This is a genomic window from Endozoicomonas sp. SESOKO2, from assembly GCF_024606245.1.
Lineage (GTDB): Bacteria > Pseudomonadota > Gammaproteobacteria > Pseudomonadales > Endozoicomonadaceae > Endozoicomonas_A.
In genome coordinates this window covers 1-20,017 of sequence record NZ_JAHHPQ010000157.1, presented here as the reverse complement: position 1 = coordinate 20,017, position 20,017 = coordinate 1, and the positions used below count along the sequence as shown (strand labels likewise).

At 47.7% G+C, this 20,017-nt stretch carries 17 protein-coding genes; 14 read left to right on the top strand and 3 right to left on the bottom strand.

From position 1 onward, the window contains the following. A partial coding sequence (locus KDK17_RS03870; RefSeq protein WP_257287389.1) for a hypothetical protein occupies nt 1–218 on the bottom strand: 218 nt, incomplete at its 3' end. Between the two features lie 205 nt (nt 219–423). On the opposite strand from KDK17_RS03870, the gene KDK17_RS03865 reads away from it, so the two are divergent. The 3 genes from KDK17_RS03865 to KDK17_RS03855 all read left to right on the top strand — a co-directional run bounded on the left by KDK17_RS03865 (nt 424) and on the right by KDK17_RS03855 (nt 2,820). Then, nucleotides 424–1,332, top strand: coding sequence for a pseudouridine-5'-phosphate glycosidase (locus KDK17_RS03865; RefSeq protein WP_257279957.1), 909 nt, complete (start codon nt 424–426; stop codon nt 1,330–1,332). A gap of 127 nt (nt 1,333–1,459) precedes the next feature. Continuing rightward, nucleotides 1,460–1,939: a GNAT family N-acetyltransferase gene (locus KDK17_RS03860; protein WP_257275573.1), complete on the top strand. Its 480-nt coding sequence runs from the start codon at nt 1,460–1,462 to the stop codon at nt 1,937–1,939. Nucleotides 1,940–1,968: 29 nt separating this feature from the next. Further along, complete coding sequence (locus KDK17_RS03855) at nt 1,969–2,820, top strand: S1 RNA-binding domain-containing protein (RefSeq protein ID WP_257275574.1); 852 nt, start codon at nt 1,969–1,971, stop codon at nt 2,818–2,820. On the opposite strand, the gene mmsB is transcribed toward KDK17_RS03855, so the two are convergent. Continuing rightward, nucleotides 2,821–3,720: a 3-hydroxyisobutyrate dehydrogenase gene (gene mmsB, locus KDK17_RS03850; protein ID WP_257275575.1), complete on the bottom strand. Its 900-nt coding sequence runs from the start codon at nt 3,718–3,720 to the stop codon at nt 2,821–2,823. It lies immediately after the preceding gene. A 416-nt stretch (nt 3,721–4,136) separates the two neighbouring features. On the opposite strand from mmsB, the gene hpaR reads away from it, so the two are divergent. From hpaR to KDK17_RS03815, 7 genes are all read left to right on the top strand, one after another. Continuing rightward, a complete protein-coding gene (gene hpaR / locus KDK17_RS03845) occupies nt 4,137–4,559 on the top strand; it encodes a homoprotocatechuate degradation operon regulator HpaR (protein ID WP_257279960.1) in 423 nt (140 codons plus the stop codon). Between the two features lie 153 nt (nt 4,560–4,712). After that, the gene (locus KDK17_RS03840; RefSeq protein WP_257275546.1) at nt 4,713–5,141 is read left to right on the top strand and encodes a cupin domain-containing protein; all 429 of its coding nucleotides are present in this window, start codon (nt 4,713–4,715) and stop codon (nt 5,139–5,141) included. 331 nt (nt 5,142–5,472) lie between these two features. Beyond that, nucleotides 5,473–6,999 (top strand): Na+/H+ antiporter NhaC family protein, encoded by a 1,527-nt coding sequence (locus KDK17_RS03835; protein WP_257275547.1) that lies wholly within the window; start codon nt 5,473–5,475, stop codon nt 6,997–6,999. Between the two features lie 429 nt (nt 7,000–7,428). Further along, nucleotides 7,429–7,710, top strand: a complete 282-nt coding sequence (locus KDK17_RS03830) for a hypothetical protein (RefSeq protein ID WP_257287388.1) — start codon at nt 7,429–7,431, stop codon at nt 7,708–7,710. After that, a complete protein-coding gene (locus KDK17_RS03825) occupies nt 7,691–7,981 on the top strand; it encodes a hypothetical protein (RefSeq protein WP_257275548.1) in 291 nt (96 codons plus the stop codon). Before KDK17_RS03830 ends, KDK17_RS03825 begins: the two co-directional genes overlap by 20 nt. A gap of 44 nt (nt 7,982–8,025) precedes the next feature. Beyond that, a complete protein-coding gene (gene hutG, locus KDK17_RS03820; RefSeq protein ID WP_257287387.1) occupies nt 8,026–9,000 on the top strand; it encodes a formimidoylglutamase in 975 nt (324 codons plus the stop codon). A gap of 165 nt (nt 9,001–9,165) precedes the next feature. Continuing rightward, nucleotides 9,166–10,212 carry a fatty acid desaturase gene (locus tag KDK17_RS03815; protein ID WP_257287386.1) on the top strand — a complete coding sequence of 349 codons (1,047 nt, stop codon included), beginning with the start codon at nt 9,166–9,168 and terminating at the stop codon, nt 10,210–10,212. Between the two features lie 134 nt (nt 10,213–10,346). Here the strand turns inward: KDK17_RS03815 and KDK17_RS03810 are convergent, their stop codons facing one another. Further along, nucleotides 10,347–10,478, bottom strand: coding sequence for a hypothetical protein (locus KDK17_RS03810; RefSeq protein ID WP_257275552.1), 132 nt, complete (start codon nt 10,476–10,478; stop codon nt 10,347–10,349). Between the two features lie 209 nt (nt 10,479–10,687). On the opposite strand from KDK17_RS03810, the gene KDK17_RS03805 reads away from it, so the two are divergent. From KDK17_RS03805 to KDK17_RS03790, 4 genes are all read left to right on the top strand, one after another. Beyond that, entirely contained in the window at nt 10,688–15,790 is a 5,103-nt protein-coding gene (locus KDK17_RS03805; protein WP_257287385.1) for a hypothetical protein, read from the top strand. A 4-nt stretch (nt 15,791–15,794) separates the two neighbouring features. After that, on the top strand, nt 15,795–16,046 hold the full coding sequence (locus KDK17_RS03800) for a hypothetical protein (RefSeq protein ID WP_257275554.1): 252 nt from the start codon (nt 15,795–15,797) through the stop codon (nt 16,044–16,046). An 81-nt stretch (nt 16,047–16,127) separates the two neighbouring features. Then, nucleotides 16,128–19,424, top strand: coding sequence for a PAS domain S-box protein (locus KDK17_RS03795; RefSeq protein ID WP_257275555.1), 3,297 nt, complete (start codon nt 16,128–16,130; stop codon nt 19,422–19,424). 71 nt (nt 19,425–19,495) lie between these two features. Next, nucleotides 19,496–19,834, top strand: a complete 339-nt coding sequence (locus KDK17_RS03790) for a hypothetical protein (protein ID WP_257275556.1) — start codon at nt 19,496–19,498, stop codon at nt 19,832–19,834. Nucleotides 19,835–20,017 lie beyond the last annotated feature (183 nt).

The window sequence follows — 20,017 nt, the reverse complement described above, 5'->3', positions numbered from 1 at the left end:
AAAGAGGTTCCTTTAACGTCTCTGACCTTCAAATCGGTTGAGGGGGTTGCTGAATATCTCTGGTTGTCAGGCAACACCGTATCATTAGCCGAGCTGCTAACAGACCTGAATGAGCCAGTAATGGTGCGCCAAATGGCACCAAAGCGACTTGGCGCGGTATTTTCGGATCTTGCAGGCGTCGGGTATCCGTTTACTCCGGCAATACAGGAAGGGTTCATAGTCGTAACCTCCATATTAGTTTTTTAATTTGGTACTATAGTTTTTGATTCGATAAACAATGAAAAGTTCCGGGGAGTAAGTCACAGCGACACATCGCTACCATGCGATGAACATGTACTCGTTATCTGAGCACACACGAAACCTCTGAACTATGTTTCACTTTGATTAAACTCCGGCTTTTCGTTCAGTTCAGAGGGTGTTGTCGTGAATAACTTTCTTGATATTCATCCGGATGTCACTACCGCTATGACCTCTGGCATCCCTGTTGTAGCACTTGAGTCCGTCGTATTTTCCCATGGACTGCCCTTCCCCCAGAATCTAGAGGTCGCTCTTGAGCTGGAAAAAATACTTCTGGATGAAGGCGTTCAGCCCGCTACTACTGCAATTATCAATGGAAGGATAAAAGCTGGCCTTTCGAAAGGAGAGCTGGAATTTATCACCTCTCAGGATAATTCGATTCACAAAGCAAGCCGAAGAGATCTGGCAGGCTTGATCAGCCACGAATATTCGGGAGGGACCACCGTGGCAGCCACTATGATGATTGCGGCCATGGTTGGGATACGGATAATGGCCACTGGTGGTATTGGCGGTGTCCATAAGCAGGGCGAAAAGACCCTCGATATTTCCGCTGATCTGATCGAGCTGGGTCGAACTCCTGTTGCCGTGGTTTGTGGTGGCCCCAAAGCGATTCTGGACCTGACGAAAACCCTTGAATTTCTCGAAACCCACGGCGTTCCGGTTATTGGCTACCAGACTGACAGACTACCCGCCTATTACAGCCGTGACTCTGACTTGTCGGTTGACTTCAGCGTCAATTCTGCCAAACAGGCGGCTCATCTTATTGAGTGTCAGCTCACTCTGCCAGCGTGCGGAGGCTTGTTGATCTGCAACCCGCTCCCCAAAGAATACGCAATACCCTGGGAAGACGTCTCTCCCAAAGTCGATGATGCTGTTTACCATGCAGAGAAACAAGGCATACACGGTAAAGCCCTGACACCCTTCCTGCTTGAGCACCTCTACCAGCATCATGGTGAGCAGCTGCTGCTGGCGAATCTTTCCATGCTCAGAAATAACACCCGGCTGGCGGCCATGATTGCCCGCCAATTCAATTAATCACTGTAACATCAGGATTGACTGAGCGACCCGACTCAGAACCATGTCGGGCTGCTATCCATTCAAGATCCGTTATGCAAGAATACTTTTCTAAATTCTTTGACTCCATTTATCAGAAATCATTTACATGCCCGATATTTTCGTAGCCGATTATTCGAACCCCGACCATGGCCAGGCCATTATTGAGTTACTCGACCACTATGCCAAAGACCCAATGGGCGGAGGAATGCCATTAAGCACCTTCGCCAGGGGACATCTGATTCAGGAATTAGCAAAACGTCCTTTTGCATTCTCTGTCCTCTGTCTGGTTGATGGGCAACCAGCCGCTCTGGCTAACTGCCTGGAAGGATTTTCCACTTTTGCCTGCAAACCACTGATCAACATCCATGATGTGGTCGTTAATGAGTCATTCAGAGGTCAGAGCCTTTGCAGAAAACTTTTTGAAAAAGTTGAGCAAGTTGCCATAGAAAAAGGGTGTTGCAAAATCACTCTGGAAGTACTGCAAGGCAACCCTGTAGCACAGGCCGCTTACCGGAAGTTGGGCTTCGCAGGTTACGCACTGGATGAACACCTCGGACACGCCTTGTTCTGGGAGAAAAAACTCTGACTTTTCACCTTTCGCTCAAAGGAACAGATATGTCTGGAAAGTACGTTAAAATTGGCCAGAAAAATCGCCTGAAAGTCGTCGATAAAGCAGGCTTCGGTGTATTTCTGGATGGTAGACAGTTTGATGAAATCCTGCTACCCAAAAGACATGTGCCTACAGACTGCACTATTGGGGATGAACTGGATGTCTTTGTCTACCTGGACTCCGAAGACCATCTGATCGCAACGACAGAGACACCTCTGGCCTCTATTGGTGAGTTTGCTGCCCTGCAAGTCAAAGAAGTCAACCAGATTGGCGCCTTTCTCGACTGGAATCTGGGCAAGGATCTACTGGTACCGTTTCGTGAACAAAAAACCCGCATGCGTGAAGGCGGGCGCTATGTTGTTTATCTCTATCAGGATGAACAGACAAAACGCATAGTCGGATCCTCCAAGCTGCACAAGTTTATTGATCGCTCAGCAGGAGAGTATCAAAACAGCCAACCTGTATCCCTCCTGATTCACGACAAAACCGACCTTGGCTACATGGCGATTATCAACAACAAACATCAGGGACTGCTTTTCAGTCAGGAAGTAAACGACTCAGTCAAACTGGGTGATAAAGTACAAGGCTATATCAAGCGTATCAGACCGGATGGGAAAATTGACCTCTGTCTGAAAAAGCCCGGCTTTGACCAAAAAGCGATGGACTCTCTCAGCCAGCAGATCATGGACAAGCTGGAAGCCGCCGGAGGTTTTCTTCCCATGAACGATAAAACCGATCCTGCTGAAATAAAACGGGCCTTTGGAGCCAGCAAACGTGCTTTCAAAATGGCACTGGGTGGATTATACAAGCAGCGTCTTATTCAAATTGAAGCATCAGGTATCCGTAGCTGTCAGTGATTAACCTTCTGACTGCAAACTTTCTATAGCCTGAAAGATGCTGGAAAAATCTTTCTTGCCCATCCCCCCGGAAACATGGCGGTTATAGAGAGAATAAGCAAGGCCACCCAGAGGCGTAACGGCCTCACTGCCACTGGCAGCCGCCATTGCCAACTCAAGATCTTTCAACATCAGTTCACTCATAAAGCCCGGCTCATAGTCTCTGGAAGCCGGAGCATTCGCCATCAGTCCAGGACATGGGTTATACACCTCCAGAACCCAGTTTTTACCCGAGCTGGCCAGCATGATGTCAGAAAGTACGGCAGGATCGAGGCCATTTTTAGCGCCAAGATTAAGCGCCTCTGAGGTACCTATCATCGAGATAGACAGCAACATATTATTACAGGCTTTAGCCACCTGACCCGCACCTGGCCCACCCGCCAGAAAGACATTTTCCCCCATATCCAGCAGTAAAGGTTTCACCTTTTCAAACACTTCAGGATTGGCTGCCCCGCACATAAACGACAGAGTACCTGCTGCCGCGCCGGCAACGCCACCGGACACCGGCGCATCCACCATTGACTTCCCTTTCTCGACGGCAGCCGCCGATAACTTTCTGGCGGTATCCGCATCAATAGTACTGGTGTCGACAAGAATGGCAGAGGCCGGAGCAGAATCCAGCAACCCCTGATCCAGATAAAGACTTTCCACATGCTTGCCAGCGGGCAACATTGAAATAACGAACTCAGCCCCGGAACATGCCTGCTCTGCACTGCCCGAAGCTTTTGCTCCCAAAGCGGTCAGAGCATTGACCGCCTCAGGAACAAGGTCAAATACACTCACATCATGACCACCCCTGACCAGATTAGCTGCCATGGGCGCTCCCATATTGCCAAGACCGATAAACGCAACCGTTGCCATAATCCGCACTCCCGAGTGTTTGTTGTTGTCATCTCAGCACAATTAAACAGAGTAGTACGTTTATAATATGCAGGATTTCGACTAAAACTAAAACCTGTGTATTTCATGCTGTGAAGACGGCTTCAATGCGTCAGAACCCCTCATTAAAGCCTACTCACTGAACACTTTTCACACGGCCAGGCCAGACGAGACTGCACTTCAGAATGCACTCATCTGCATGTATACAATGCTGATACTTCTGACAATGCCTCTGAGGAAGGTGAATATTCCGGTCGCATACCCTTTAGAGATACAGTTACTGTTTTTTTGTCGAGTACGAATAAATAGCATGTAATTAATTACATCATTGTCTTGATTATCCGGAACAAGATGCACACAATCCGCCAATCATAGTTATTTGTTGTAAACTAAACACGATGCGCAAGTACGAAGATTCTCTACCACTCAAGTTACTCAAGGCCAGAGAGGCAGCCATGAGCTTCTTCCGTCCCATGCTGCAGGAGCACTCCATTACTGAACAGCAATGGAGAGTGATGCGGGTTCTGAACGACGCTGATGAGATGGAAACCAAACAGCTGGCTGATGCTTGCTGCATCCTGAGCCCCAGTCTGACGGGCATTATCCAGCGACTGGAACAACAGGATTATGTCAGCCGCCGCAAGTCATCAGAAGACCATCGACGCATTTTGGTCAAGGCAACCCCAAAAGCCAGAAAACTCTTGGACGAAATGACCCCTATGGTGGAAAACAGTTATAGCCGTCTTACCCAGGGGTTAAGTCAGGAAAAGATGGAACGGCTGAAAGAGTTACTTGATGAAGTCAGCCTGCTGACCAACTGAGATCCATTATTTTACTTCTACAGGCGACTGAATATCGGCTGCATAACAGCCATTAAAGTACGTTCAGACGTGTGACGGGTGGTAGACTGATCAGATCAGGATTCATTTTTCTTTAGTGAATAAATCAACCAATCCCCTCGGAGTAAAATTATAATGAAGACCGCTCTAAAAAGCGCCGCTCTGTTTCTGGCTATTGGTAGTTCTTTCACTTTTCCTGCTGGCCAGTCTTCTACCGAAGTACTGGCGCACAGCACGACCAGTTGGGATGGTAACTCTCTGAAAGGAGTCAACCTCAAGAACCCTGAAGTCCATGTGCTTCGCATTGCCATTGCCCCACATTCAAGACTGCCTATCCATAAGCACCCTGTTATCAATGCAGGCTACCTGGTTAAGGGTAAGCTCACAGTTGTCCGCTTATCCGATGGCAAGAAACTGGAGCTGAAAGCGGGTGAGGCTTTGGTTGAGATGGTGGATGAATGGCATTACGGCGAAAACAAATCTGATGAGCCTGCAGAAATCATTGTCGTCTACGCCGGTGATGAAGGTCAGGCTATCACGGTGCTAAAAAAAGAAGAACCATAACCGATAGATCCCCGGTTTGGAGAGACTGTCGCGTGGGAACCAACGTTTTGCGACAGCTTCTTAAATTCAATTCCAGTCACCTTGCAGCATGACGAAACTGTCCAAGACAGGCTCCCATATTCTGAGGCTGGCGATACAGTGAATAAGCACTATATCAGTTTGCCCGGGTAACCCTCGGGCTGCATGAATTCACATCATTTAATACTATGCCAAGAGCTATACCAGAATAGTTTCTCGCCCGGTGCCCGCGGCTTAAGGTCTACACTGAGCAGGCTGCCATAGTTGTTGCTTAAATCCATCTGAGTTCTTCTGGTTACGAAAGGTATGATCAATGAAGAATTACAATATTTTTGCGTTGATAGTCTTTTTGTTGGGGATTTTGGCTGCAGTTAATAGTAACCACCAATACGAAAGCAATGTCGAATTGCTCAAACCCGCCTTTCACTATGGCTTCTGGTCGCTTCTTCCCGGATTAGTAACGATAGCCTTATGCTTGCTCACCAGAGAGCCATTAACAGCCTTGTTGGGCGGCATCATTATTGGTTCAATCATGCTCGGTCGATACGACCTGACTGACAAAGTGATTATTCCCAACTTAGCTAAAGAAGGCACTGCAGCTATATTATTGCTGTATTTGTGGCTTCTTGGCGGCCTCTTGGGGGTTTGGTCTAAAACGGGTGCCGCACAAGCATTTGCCACATTTATGACCAAACACTTTGTAAAGAGCCAACGTTCAGCGAAGCTTGTCGCATGGCTTCTGGGGGTACTGTTTTTTCAGGGGGGGACAATAAGTACAGTGCTGGTAGGCACTACAATACGTCCGATTGCCGACAAAGCCAAAGTCAGCCATGAAGAAATGAGTTACATTGTCGACTCAACAGCATCACCCATCGCTTCTGTATTGGCATTCAACGCTTGGCCTGCCTACGTTCAGGCATTTATTTTTGTGCCAGGCGTGTCATTTCTGGCAACGGAAGCAGATCGTTTAGCTTTTTTCTTTAGCAGTATTCCTTTCAGTTTTTACAGCATTTTGGCTGTTACAGGAACACTTTTACTGTGCCTGAATATTACTTGTTTTTCTGGGAACCTCATGAGACAGGCTAATAAAAGAGCAATGGAAACGGGTCAGTTAGACGCTGAAGGTGCACAACCACTTAGCTCAACAGAATTGCAAACGCCCAACGTTCCCGATCATTACAACCCGCATGTTCTGGAATTCATTATTCCTCTGGTCAGTCTGATTGGTATCGCTGTCCTGACGTTCGTTTATTTGGGTACTCCAAAAGTAAACTGGGCCTTCGGAACCGCTCTGTTGCTATCTGCTACCATTGCCCTGGTCAAAGGCATGTCATTGGCCAATGTCATTGAAGGTTTTGGTGATGGATTAAAAGGTGTGGTGGTTGCTTCAGTCATCCTGATGCTCGCCATGATCATTGGCAGTATCAGCAAGGAAGTTGGCGGCGGGTCCTATGTAGTGTCAATATTTGGTGAACAACTTCCCTTTTGGTTATTACCGGTTATTTTACAACTGGTTACTATGGCCATTGCTTTTTCAACGGGTACAAGCTGGGGAACCTATGCGATCACCTTCCCTCTCGCCATGCCTCTGGCCTGGGCCATTGCACAATCACAGTCATTAGCCAATCCAGAGCTGTTCATGATGATATGTTTTGCCACAGTGTTAAATGGAAGCGTGTTCGGCGATCAATGTTCACCCATATCCGACACGACTATATTAAGCTCGATGACCACAGGGTGCGATCTGATGGATCATGTGAAGTCTCAGATCATTCCAGCAATATTTGCTGCTTCGTTAGCCGCTTGTTTATGGACGGCAACTGCCTACTTTTTTGCATAGGTTTTTTGATTAAGAAAATACGTCTTGCAGATTACTCTTGCGTTTACATCTCGAATGTAAACGTTGATTTAAGGTGCTCACTGGTGCAGCAACTCAGGTGCGTTAAATGAGTTTAAGAAAACTCTTTTTTGTATTAGTTTTTTTTATACCAATACCTGTATACGCTTACCAGGTCTATAAGGTTGTGACTCCTTTCCCTTACCGATCATGCTCTTGTGAGACAGCAACCATTTTCAAAATAGATGATCTACATTATATGGCACACAGGTGTGGTGGGAGCTATCTAACCCGTCAGATTAATGTCGAAAGCTTTGACGTTGAAGCCCAAACGTTTCAAATTCGCGTTGGTTTCAGTCGCTATGAAGTTGTCATTCTTGAACATGAATCAAAACGAGAAGATTCAGCCAGACCACAATCCAGGTGTGTCAGATGAGTTTAAGATCCCTCTTTTTTGCATTAGTTTTTCTTATATCATTACCTGTCCACTCATACGAAGTGTATAAGATTACGTCCCCTTATGAATCATGCTCTTGTGAGCCGGCAACCATCCACAAAAGATGTGGTGAATATTTAATAGAATACAAGTATGGAGATAGATATCTTGTCAGCAATGTGGCCATCGTAAGTTATGATTTTGAAGCTCAAACACTTCGAATTCGTATTGGTTTAGAAGAGTTTGAAGTGACAATTCTTGAACATTTTTCAATGTGAGAGTAGTGAAGAAGGTCTGAAAGCACTGGAGAACAGCGTCACAGTTGCTACATTATTATTGCCAATGGCTTTTTATTTTCTGATGGAATCCCGGCTCTCTCCAATTGGAAAACGTCGAATGTCAGACATACCCATGGCGTTGGCAGCCTTCTTCACTGTTGATAGACTTTCGCTCACGCTCCGTAACGTTGAAGTCAGGCGATGCCAGAAGCCTGAAACAAAAACAGCTTTGAACCGGTCGCCGCCTCCCCGGATCACTGAAAGCTGCTGAAGCCCTGGGGGGGCGGTATTCCAGAGTAAGAGTGCCCACTTCTCATGTCTGAGTTAAAACCTGTAGAAACCAATGTCTGGAACGGCCGGGAAGATTACGACGGCGACCCGCAGCAGACACAACGCTGGCACCAGAAAGTTAAACCCTACTCAGAACACTCAGGCTCCAGTGGTCTGGTGCTAATCGGGCTGGCCAGCGACGAAGGTGTCAGGCGTAATCATGGCAGAGTGGGTGCTGCCAATGGCCCGGACCTGATTCGAAAATGCCTCGCCAATCTTCCCTGGAATCGAGACGATGGACTTTATGATCTGGGCAACGTTCACTGTCAGGATGGCGACCTGGAAAGCGCACAGGATCAATTCAGCCAGGCGCTGGTGAAAGCGCTCAGGGATGGCATGCTACCAGTCGGCCTGGGGGGTGGACACGAAATAGCCTGGGGGAGTTTTAAAGGGCTGGCAGACTTTCTTATCCACGATCACAAGACCCTCAAAGGATTGAATATTGGTGTGATCAATTTCAATGCCCACTTTGATCTGAGAAAGCCAGAGAAAGGAGCCAGTTCCGGAACCCCCTTCTGGCAGATGGCTCAGTTCTGCGAGCATCAGAATCTTGACTTTCACTGTATGTGTCTTGGCATCAGCCCTAGCAGTAACACTCAGGCGCTGTTCGAACGGGCTGATGAGCTGAATGTAGCCTATATCACCGATGATCAGGTTCATAGAGATAATCTCGATTTTCTGATCGAAGAACTGACGTGTTTCACCTCTATGGTGGATCATGTTTGTTTAACCATTGATCTTGATGCTTTTCCCTCTTACCAGGCTCCGGGGGTGAGTGCTCCGGCGGTAAGGGGAATTCCCCTGGACCTAACGGCAACCCTTCTGCAGACCATCAAGGAATGTGCGAAAGTACGGGTGATAGATGTTGCTGAATACAACCCTGAGTTTGATCATGATCTGCGTACAGCAAGGCTGGCTGCCTGGTTGATTAACCAGCTCACCGATCAACCGAATGAATAACAAAGGGTGCACATGCTGAGGGAGCGCAGCTACTATTTCGCCTTAACAGCGTAGAAACATTGTGCGAAAATCATGCTTTCCGGATAAACACTATATGAGCGTAAAATGGAGAAACCCCGTCTTATTTGGGTGACCACGTTACTTTTTTCACTAACGTTTTTAGCCATGGTCACCCTTGTTCCCTGGTACGGTTTTACCCATGGTTTTGAACTCCGTGAATGGATCGTTGCAGGATTAATCCTTATGTTTAATGGTACAGCCATTACTGCTGGCTACCATCGGCTATGGTCTCACAAGACCTATGAAGCCCACTGGTCACTGCGTCTCTGGTTTGCAATCTGGGGTGCCATGGCGATTCAGAACAGCATCATGAACTGGACATCAGGTCATCGCCGCCACCATGCGTTTGTCGACGATCACCACAAAGACCCTTACTCTGCCAGTCGTGGTTTCTGGTTCTCCCACATTGGCTGGATGCTTCGGGACTACGATCCAAAGGCCAGTGATTTTTCTAATATCAAAGACCTGCAAAGAGACCCTATTGTCGTCTGGCAACAGAAATACTACGTGCCACTGGTTCTGTTGATGAATCTGGGTGTGCCAACGCTGGCAGGTTTCCTGATGGGCGATGTTATTGCCATGATACTTCTGGGCGGCGTATTGAGGCTGGTACTGAGTCATCACTTTACTTTTTTTATTAACTCTCTGGCTCATATCTGGGGCAAACGACCTTACACCGACAAAAATACCGCCCGGGATAACGGTATCCTGGCTCTGGTGACCTGGGGTGAGGGCTATCACAACTACCACCATATTTTTCAGTATGACTACCGCAACGGCATTCGCTGGTGGCATTTTGATCCAACCAAGTGGCTGATCTTCGGCTTCTCAAAAATCGGCCTGACGGGCAAACTGAGACGAGTCAGCGATTACCGGATTGAAAAAGCCCGGATCGATATGCAGTACAAATATGCCAGCCAGAGACTGACCTGCCAGATTGCCCTGCAAAAGCTGGAAGAGCAGTATGAAGTGGTGAGCAGCACCTGGCACGACTGGAACAAGCTTCGCCAGAAGTGGGTTGAGCACAAAGCAGAAGAGCTTAAACAGAACTGGGAAAACTCAGAGCTTCATAAGCAATATGAAGAGATGAAATCTTCCATGCAAGAGCAACAAAAACGCTGGCAGCTTGCCCGTGCAGGCCTGTTAACCTGATGATCAAAATCTACGAGTAGAGCTCAGCGTTGTTCCGTTCGCACTGAGCCTGTCGATGTGCGGTGCCACAATCGTTCGGCAAGTTCAGGACGAACGATTGTGTATCTCTTTCAGCGTCTGGCTGCACTGACACCTCACCAATGGAGGTCACTTTCCACTCGCTCATCACAGCCCTTGCAGACTTCAACCTCCCATAAGCCACCATCCTCAGAAGCATCGACAATGGGTCGATACCTCTGATCTGCAGTGTTCAAGATTTCGCTCAAACTCACTTCAGCATCCAAACCAAAAAGAAATTAAACATTTACAATCATATTCGGAGAAAGACTGGTCTAATCTGGAGAGTTCATAAATATAATTTTTTGACCGTTCAAGCACATACATGACATTGGGTAGCAAAGCCGAAGGGAAACTGTCTAAAGGTAAGGCTAAAGGCTAGGCATCAATAAATAACGACTGAACTATCTGCGGTAAATTGGCTAAATTATTGTCGAGATCCATGGCTCTTCTGGGAAAGATCACGGTTTATGTGCTCTTCCTTGGCCTGTTTCTGCCCCGTAATAACTGGGACAAATATCCCAATTTCATGGCTATCGCTCTTCTCACTTTTTCGGTAGCTCCATCTGCCTCGGGCAGCCTTTTGGAAAATGTCGAACAGGTCAAGAAGTATGAAAGTTATTTCAAAATGCTGGGAGAAATTGCCCAAAGCACCAGAGACACCTCTGCTATGCGGAATAAATATTGGCGAGTCCATATAGTGCGTTCCCGAACAGATAGCAGAGAATATATGCTAATCGACTCTGAACTGAGTTCAACCCCCATAGGTAGCCCCTTGATGGGATCACCTGTCTTACCAGACAACCCTGAAGTACACCCCTTCTCCATGAGCAATCCATTTCCGGAAGGCAGTCTACAGTTTACTTCCTGGCACATTGACTACGACAATGAGGCTTTGGTCACTGGTCCGCCATTTCAGAGAGTCGATCTTTCTACCTTTAAGCAACTACCAGCAGGAGGTAATCCCTTTACGTTCAGACCGGATGAAGAGACCTTGCTCAGTGTAAGAATGAGGGTGCAGAATCGTAAAAGTGGTGACCCTCAGCCCAAGCAGAGAACGTTTATTCTTGTGCCTAACCATGACGTACCCACTGCTGAAACAAGGTTCGACTCAAAGAACAAACTCAAACAAACCTTTTTCTGCCACTATATCAACAGTCAAAACTCAACTTGTGAGGTCTGCGTGGAGTTTGAGACTCTGGAAGATGAAAAGAGCATTCACGATCTGAGGACAGCCAGCCACTTTTATGACCAGAGTAGTGTTTTCAATAATCCTGTTGAAAAACAGGTGTCAGACACCTCTGCTTACCCGGTGACAGATGATGACTATCAGAAGTTCCTTGAGGTCTTTGAGCAAAATGTCCAAGGTGAATTCCTAAACGTACAGGATGGCGTCAGCGTAGACGTGTCTTCGGAGTACGAATCTATAGGACAGGCCCATGCAAGGGTGATTGGAAGAGGCCAGTTTTCCGTCGTTTTCACCCTGGATAATGTTCTCCCCGGGCTGGCTCTGCGACGTTTCCCCGGTTACATAAACAGAAGGGACGCCGATAACTTTCTGCTAACCCACGAAGCGGCCCTGAAGCTCTACAGGGAGTTGGGCGTCAACCTGGAACCCACCCGACTCTTGCGCATCAGAGCCGGAGAGGGATACTCCATCTATATGATCCAGCGTCATCTCAGAAAAGATCAACTGGCCGAAAATTTCATCGAAGGTCTGCTTGACTTTGGACCTGATGAAATTGCCATGTCAATCAAATCTCAGGACAGCACGGAAGAAGTTCACGAAATGAGCTACGCAGAAGCGGTCAGCCGCATTCTGCACGCAGTGATCGCTGCCATCTATAACAACCTGGAAAAACTGGGCAATGAAAATAGTGCCCATAGAATCTGCTGCGATGCCAAACCCGATAATTTTGCCGTCAGCTTTGCCTATCGCAAAGAGTGGAAAAGGCGCAATCTCTACCTCCGTGACGTGGTCACTCATGCTGACCTGACTGATTTCCACCCTTGCTCTCTGGTCTTGTTCGATCAATTGCTTTTCGATGGCGGCCCTGAAGCCGCAATGCTTAGCAAGATTCTAGGCTACAACCCCTACCGGGTGTATCAGGAAAAGATTAAAAGCTGGGCTGATGCTAAAAAGCTGATTATTAAATCTCTGGCAAACATTGCCTATCACGCTGGCGATATGGCATATGACATCATGCCTGAGCTGATAGACCGAACGCGTCTGATGCTTGTGGATGAGTGGCAATCCACTCCGGAACTCCGCCGACGCTATATGGACTATCTGTATCAGAGACCCATTTCAAGCACTGATGCCAGCAAACTACCGCTGGAACGCCTGTTCTTTGATCCCGATGAGATTTCGGCTGAAAGTGTAATTCAGTATCGAAACGATAGCTCTGGAAATAATCTCAAGCTAAAGCTTCACCATTACCTTTTGAAACTGGCCAGGGAGATGCGGCCAGAGCAGTTTCATCATCAGCTCTATCTACCCGTTGACTATCAACAGGACTGGTGGTTGCGCATCGTAGACAAAAAATACCGGGAAGCCTTTTCAAAAGCGCTGGCACGTCGCTTTTCTGAACTCGATGCCAATGAGGCTAACGGTAGTGAGCCCACTGTAGTGGCCAGCGAATCCCTGAGAACACTGGTGAATTCGGTAGCGGCCGATCGCACATTGGTCAATGAGGCTAAGTTAAGTCAGCTTATCAACTGGCACGTCGTTGCCGGCAAGATACCCGAGCATGCAAACGAACAGAGAAAAAAACATGAGAGAACCTTAAGAAGAATCGAGAGGGACTACCTCATTCGAAGAGTCAACCGTTTTTACTCAAACCGACTCCAAAGTCTGCATATGACGACTGGGCCAGACTCGGCAGTTGCCGAGTTATTTGATGAACATCCGGCTGAGGCCAATGAAATTATTGAAGAAAGCCTGAAAGCCTTTAAAAATGGATTCAGCAAGTTACAACAGCTTTTCTGGCTTCACCTGGTCAACCAACACCAGCTGCCCCTGCCAGAAGATGAGCAGCAACAGCTCGATAAAATCACTAAGGATGAATGGATTCAACAGGTCAACCAGAAGTATTCAGACAAAATCAGAACTGCCCTGAACAGGGCATTTGGACAAAAATCTTTCGAAGACAAAATACGCCTGTTAGCAAACAACTCCATGCTTGAAATACTCATCCGGGAAATTTTATCCGATACCGGTATTCCTTTGTTTTCTGGTGAAAAAGCCTCTGCCACAGGGCAGCAGCCAGAGGATAGGCCCCTTGATGAAACAGACTTTGCAGCTCTGCCGGCAACAAGACTGAAAAAAAACAGTACTTCTTTCAGCCAACAATCAACACACATTGAACTGACCCAGCCAACCGCGGACAGCCAACTGCTGTCAACCGGTTACTCTTTCGGTACTCTTACCCGAAAAAGCCTTACCGAACTGATGAAAAAATGGGGGATTTACCCCATGGACATTGTACAGGCAGAAGCTACAACCTTTCCTGAAGCCTATAGCCGACTGAGATCCCAAAACTGGGCCAGGGCTCTGGAAAATCTTAACCTTTTATTTCCTGTCTCTGTCGTTTACCCACTGCCAGAGACAGTCAGATTGCGTTTTAAACCCCGTGTTTATGAACGCCAATTCCTGGCCAGAGAGCTCAGATTAATACCCAGTCATGACAAAGTGCAGTTTCCAAGTTACACCCACAGGGACACACTGATTCAAGCGATCAAGGAGGTCATGGGGCACAGAACCCCAAGTCGCGAATCAAAGCCTCTGGTGATTATTGACCTTTCCTCCTCTGTCGATGAAATGATAACCGATACCGCTCATCACTCCACCCCTCCCCCCTCACCTCCCAGAATCATTGTGATTCAATCAATCCTGAGTCGTGCCGGGGCCAGAGAATTGCGTCAGGTAAAACAAGTGACCGTCCCCCTTGCACATTTAAATCAATGGATTCGTGAGAACAGGAAGTACGACTACCTTCTCAGAATCTTGAGAGTACAAAATGACGATCAGTGGTTCACCCTGAAACTTCCTGAATCCGTTAAAACCAAAAAAGACAAAAAAGCTAAAAGAAGTGCTTACGCTGTCAGGCAGGCAATCCAGTGGCAATCATCGACACCCCCGACTTTGCAGCCGTCCCGTACAAAACGGATCAAACTGGAAAACCTCTCCCTGAATCCTCGTGAACAGATGGAGCTGATGCAACAGGGAATCACGGAACTGTCACAGGCAGAATTGATCCGGTACAGGGATCATCAAGCAGCAGTCCAGGCAAAACTGCATCAGGCAGAAGAGCAAGCGCTCAATGCTTTGAAATCACAATGGTGCCAGGTTCATAGCGTAGCGGCAGACCACTTCTGTCTGTATAACAGTCTGGTTCACTTATTAAACATGAGGCCGGAAAGTGCTGGAAAGCTGATCGACCATATCATATCCCTGCTAAAAAAACTGGTATTGACTATGCCTTATGCCAATCATGGCGTTCATGGTTACATTGTTGGCGGTTTATTTCGAAACATTATTTTTCTGGCTTTAAAAAATGATGCTACGAGAAATAATCTCTCGTTCCAGCTCAGAAACCTGCTCGCCAATGGCAACCCCTGGCTAAAAAGTCTGCTCAAACGACTCTTACGGAAACTTCCACGACACCTGCCAGTGGACTACAACCACATTCTGAATAACCTGGACCAGATGGACATTGATAGCCAATGGAGTCTCCTGAATCAGCTGATCATCAATGCTGGTAATAGTACAGCTTTTGATCTTGTATTGGCTGACTTGATTAACCAATTGGCGGTAGTGGCAGGTCAAACCCAACACGAGTACCTGATACATGATCTGGTTCAGCAACTGAGTCAACAATCGCATCAAGATAGTCTTGTGTTAACGCCTCACATGTTATTTCTTGGACTTGGAGCCCAAGCCCTTAACCATCTCATGAACAACCCCAGCCTGGCTGGTTTCCAGATGCTTGAGGGCCTCATGCCCTTTCAGCCGGGACAGCACATGTGGGGAGATTCCAATGTAGTAGAACACCTCTTGATGCCTTTGCTTCAGGCAGCCAATACGCCGTTGAATGTGATGATTGTAACGCCTGCTATTCACAACCCCCAGGAACCACTGGGAGCTATGTTAATTGCGGCAACGGCTGGCCACCCGGATCTGGAAGTAATGCCAGTGCCCAGTCATGATCAACTACAGATCATGCAATGGCTAAACGATCCGGACACATTGACGCTATTCCATGGCGGCCTGGAAGCGCCACTACTTCCCCGGAATATTATCAATGTTGGAAATCACTGGCACCCTGTTGTGCCAACATATGCCTCAGCGGCAAATCTGATGTTATATCCTGTCACCTCGCCCCAGCTCAATCTCCCCGCGACAACAGCATCGGGCCACCCATCTCTAAAGCATTCAGTACAGCCAACCATTCTCATAAAAGCCGGGTCTGAATCGTCAATCCCCCCCCCCCGAGGCTACAGCTTTCTCCTCTGTCAATGATGGAATGAACATCTTTCTGGATAACCTGCCTCCGAACTTTGGAAATCTGATGGCAACAGCGTCCTCAGTTAGAACGGAAGATCTACACAAACAAGTCAAACAGCAGTCCGATGAAGTCGAAGCAGGGCTTGAAGCTTTCAGCCAGTGCATTCAAGGTACAACCGGGATAACTTGCAGCCGACTTGAAGTAACATACTGGATTCGCTGGCTGGTGATTATTATGGCTCTGGTCATGAGCAATGTCTCAAGTAGTTGATCGGATCGAAACATTCACCCGGCAACTTTATCTCCCTTAGCTATCCTGAACAGGTTGCTAAGATTTTGCTTGAGGCAGGGCGTGGTCAAACCCTCTATTCGAAAAAAAATCATTCTTTTCACAGTGGTTCCCGTTACACTCTTCTATAACTTGCTGAGTGCGTTGCATATTTATACCTCTTTCAAGGAATCCTCCCATGAAATTGAGATACAGATGCGCAATAACATTGTGCACTTTGCCCGTGCCCTGGATGCCTACACTCAGGAAATCATGTCCCAGGCAACAGCCCAGGTTCGTTTATTACAGACCGAAACCTACCCAACTTACCCGCTGCTTCACAGCATTCTGGCTTCCAGCCCCTTCCTGACCAGAGTCTGCTGGATCGATACTAAAAAAACGGTCACTTCAGCCTGTATCAATAAACGCAAAAACAAAGCAGAACCCACCCGACTGGCAGCACTCCCCCCGACTGAACTTGGCAAAAGCTGGCAGCAGCTTCTCAGACCCAATGACTACTGGAGCAAGCTCTATAGGGATGTCAAAACCGGAAAGAGGCTGGTCAGCTTTATTGTACCCAGCGCTCAACCGGGCGATGGGCATCTGCTTAAACTGGATGTTGATATCAACGGTATGGTCCACGATGTCATTAACCCCAAGCTATTTGAAGGACGCAATATCGGAATCAACCTCTGGAAATTCAATATGGTCGACCGCAGCGGTGATTACCTGTACAGTGACAGCACTCAGGCGAACCGCTTTGGTCATAAAAACCTGCGCCAAACCGGCGAAGTATACGGTATTGAAGGATTTGGTAATAAGATCGAACAGTGGGTTGATTCCGGTCGCGCCGAAACCTTCCGGGCCTGGCTCCCCAACCCTCAGTATCAAAAAGAATACTGGTTCTTCGGTGCCCCGGTTTCTTCTTCCCAGTGGTGGCTTTATACCTCAGTCAGTCGACAGCACGCTCTCCAGGGTGTGTTCAATATAGCCCTGCTGGACATTGCTATCATGCTGATCTCCCTGCTCTTGATCCTCGGTGGCATCTGGTATGCCTCCAAAAAAATCACCTCCCCCCTGATTACTCTGAAATCCTGCATGGACACCTTTATCGAACATCATAAGCTTGTGGAACTACCCGATACCCATTCCAGAGACGAAGCTGGCTCACTGGCCCGTTCATTCGTCAAACTGACTCAGTGGCTTGATGCCAGAGACCATGCCCTGCACCAGGCCAGAGCCAACAATATGGGGCATATCGTTCAGGGATTAAAAGGACGCTACTTTTATTTCCAACTCGACACTGACGGTAAGATTGTCCATATCAGCCGTTCGGTAAAATCGGTCCTGGGCTTCCGTAGTGAGGAGTTTTCCGGCCCATTGGAGAATTTTTTGAGCCATGATCCGGGCAATTGCGCCTTCAAAGTCAATTTTCAGAAGGTACTGCGAGGTGAGCCGGTAGAAGCTTTCGAACTGGATATCCAGAATAAACAGGGGCAGTCACGAAGGATTGAGCTTTTTTGGAACGCCATGACTTCCGGGCAGCAAAGAGTGATTGAAGGACTGGCCAATGATGTGACTGAGCGGGTCAGTGACACCCTTAAATTCAAGGCTCTGCTGAATTCTGCACCGGATGCCATGATTATCCTGAATCCGGATGGCATTATTGTCATGGTCAATTCCAGAGCGGTCGAACTGCTGGGTTTTCTGCGGGATGATCTGATCAATATGCCCCTTTCTCTGCTTGTTCCTCCTCAATCACGGGAGAACCATCCTCTGATCAGCCCTCTGCTGGACAGGGCCTGGAAACAAACACAACTGTTCCGTCAGGAAACAGAAGCCGTTGACCGACATGGACGCACCTTTCCTGCTGAGTTAACCAGTAATCCACTGATTACCCGCGATGGTATTCTTATATCCGTTGTCATCAGAGATATCACGGAAAGTAAACAGATTGAGCAGGCCCTGCTGACAGCAAGGGACGAAGCCATTACCGCCAGTCGCTCAAAAAGCCTGTTCCTGTCCTGCATGAGTCATGAGTTACGAACACCATTGAACGGTGTCATTGGCTATGCGCAGGTTTTACAGCGATCAGGAGGACTGAACCCCGGACAACACCGGAAGCTGGCCATACTTGAACGGTGCGGACAACACCTGCTGACTTTGATTAACGACATTCTTGATCTCACAAAAATTGAAACTCAGGGCGTCGATTTGCACCCGGTATCGGTTAACCTCAGACAGTTGCTGCTGGAAACCCGGGAGTTGTTTGTCCCAAGGGCAGAGCATAAAGACTTACAGCTAATATTGAACATTGACGAGCAAGTCCCGGATTGGATAGAGGTGGATGATGTCAAGCTAAGACAAATTTTGACCAACCTTCTGGGTAATGCCATCAAATACACAGAAGAAGGCTCCGTTGAAATCCTTATTAGTGTGAAGGATGAGCGACTCTGCTTTTCAGTGAAAGATACCGGTGTTGGCATTGATCCGGAAAATTTTGAAATTATCTTTGACCCCTTCAGGCAATTAGATGAAAGCCTGAAGTCAGGGGGCACAGGATTGGGTCTGGCCATTAGCCGACACCTGGTTAAAGCCATGGGAGACGACCTGACGGTTACCAGCCACGTCGGCCAGGGCAGCAGCTTCAGGTTTTCAATCCCGTTGAAAGAAGTTCCGGCACTGGACACCGATAACGTCTTTTCTTCCGATCAGGTGGAACTGATACTTGCTGACAATCAGACCTATACCGCACTGATTGTTGATGATCTGGAAATAAACCGTGACCTGCTCAAGGTCATTATGGAAGAAGCCGGCTTTAAAACGCTGGAAGCCTGTGATGGACTGGAAGCCCTGGCCTGCCTCGAAACCCGGAAACCCGAACTGGTCATGATGGACATCAGAATGCCCAGAATGGATGGGATAGAAACTTTGAAACATATTCGTCTGAATCCCGAGCTGAAAAATCTGAAAGTAATCGCTGTGACTGCCAGCGCAGGCTCTGACATCCATACGCGCCTGAAGCAGAAAGGATTTGATGGTGTCCTGGCCAAACCCTTCAAGGTGAATTATCTCCTACAAGTAGTGGCCAGCCATTTGAAACTGAATATCAGAAAATCACGAGTAGCCACCGACAAAGCGGAAGTTTCAGAATTGCCAAAACTGGATGAGACTCATAAAAAAGCATTGCTCAGAAAAGTCTCCCAGGTCCTTGAGTTTGGTGATATACAAGAACTGACGTCTATAACAAATGAATTCAAAGAAGCACACTTGCAAACGTATTGTCAGTATCTTCTGCAAATAGCCGAAGCCTGTGACATGGACGAGCTGGAAAAGTTCTACGAGCAACTGCAGAGTCAGTCTGACAAAAGCCCGGCCTGAGAGTGCAAATTACTACAACAGCACTCAGTATTAACCTATACTGCGCCATTATTTACCCCATCGAGAAACCCATGAATTCAACCTCAATTATTCAGGAAATTCAGGATAAACTGACTCTCACCCTGAAAGACATCTATGCACTGGCACTCAGTGCCGATGAACAGCTGGAAATTCTGCAAAAAGAAGAGAAAGGCAAGTTTTCTGCCATTTTTCAGCAGGACGCAGGTTTCAGTGCCTCCGCTAACCGTTTTCTGCCCTACCTGATCGAATTAAATGAGGAGATCCAAAGCCTGCCCATCATGGAACCCGAAAACCAGAAAGATAAGATCCAGGGCATTATGAAGAAGATGAGAATGATACACGAAGTGCTGGCCAGATTTCACAGCATCAAAGACGAAACGCTGCACTGAGCCCGAGAGGACTGAGTTCCCCAGCTTCGGCCGTAGCGAATCTGTCTCAGATACCCCTTGCAAAATACGGCCGCCAAGGTAATATACGGCGACGTCAACGGGGCACTTCCAGATCCTCGGAAGCGTAGTCGGAGCGTAGCGCAGCCTGGTAGCGCACCACAATGGGGTTGTGGGGGTCGGAGG

Excerpts from the sequence above, each read along its gene's own strand:
- KDK17_RS03860 (WP_257275573.1), top strand. The coding sequence starts at position 1,460 with ATGCCCGATATTTTCGTAGCCGATTATTCGAACCCCGACCATGGCCAG.
- KDK17_RS03855 (WP_257275574.1), top strand. The coding sequence starts at position 1,969 with ATGTCTGGAAAGTACGTTAAAATTGGCCAGAAAAATCGCCTGAAAGTC.
- mmsB (WP_257275575.1), bottom strand. The coding sequence starts at position 3,720 with ATGGCAACGGTTGCGTTTATCGGTCTTGGCAATATGGGAGCGCCCATG.
- hpaR (WP_257279960.1), top strand. The coding sequence starts at position 4,137 with ATGCGCAAGTACGAAGATTCTCTACCACTCAAGTTACTCAAGGCCAGA.
- KDK17_RS03840 (WP_257275546.1), top strand. The coding sequence starts at position 4,713 with ATGAAGACCGCTCTAAAAAGCGCCGCTCTGTTTCTGGCTATTGGTAGT.
- KDK17_RS03835 (WP_257275547.1), top strand. The coding sequence starts at position 5,473 with ATGAAGAATTACAATATTTTTGCGTTGATAGTCTTTTTGTTGGGGATT.
- KDK17_RS03830 (WP_257287388.1), top strand. The coding sequence starts at position 7,429 with ATGAGTTTAAGATCCCTCTTTTTTGCATTAGTTTTTCTTATATCATTA.
- hutG (WP_257287387.1), top strand. The coding sequence starts at position 8,026 with ATGTCTGAGTTAAAACCTGTAGAAACCAATGTCTGGAACGGCCGGGAA.
- KDK17_RS03815 (WP_257287386.1), top strand. The coding sequence starts at position 9,166 with ATGGTCACCCTTGTTCCCTGGTACGGTTTTACCCATGGTTTTGAACTC.
- KDK17_RS03800 (WP_257275554.1), top strand. The coding sequence starts at position 15,795 with ATGAACATCTTTCTGGATAACCTGCCTCCGAACTTTGGAAATCTGATG.
- KDK17_RS03790 (WP_257275556.1), top strand. The coding sequence starts at position 19,496 with ATGAATTCAACCTCAATTATTCAGGAAATTCAGGATAAACTGACTCTC.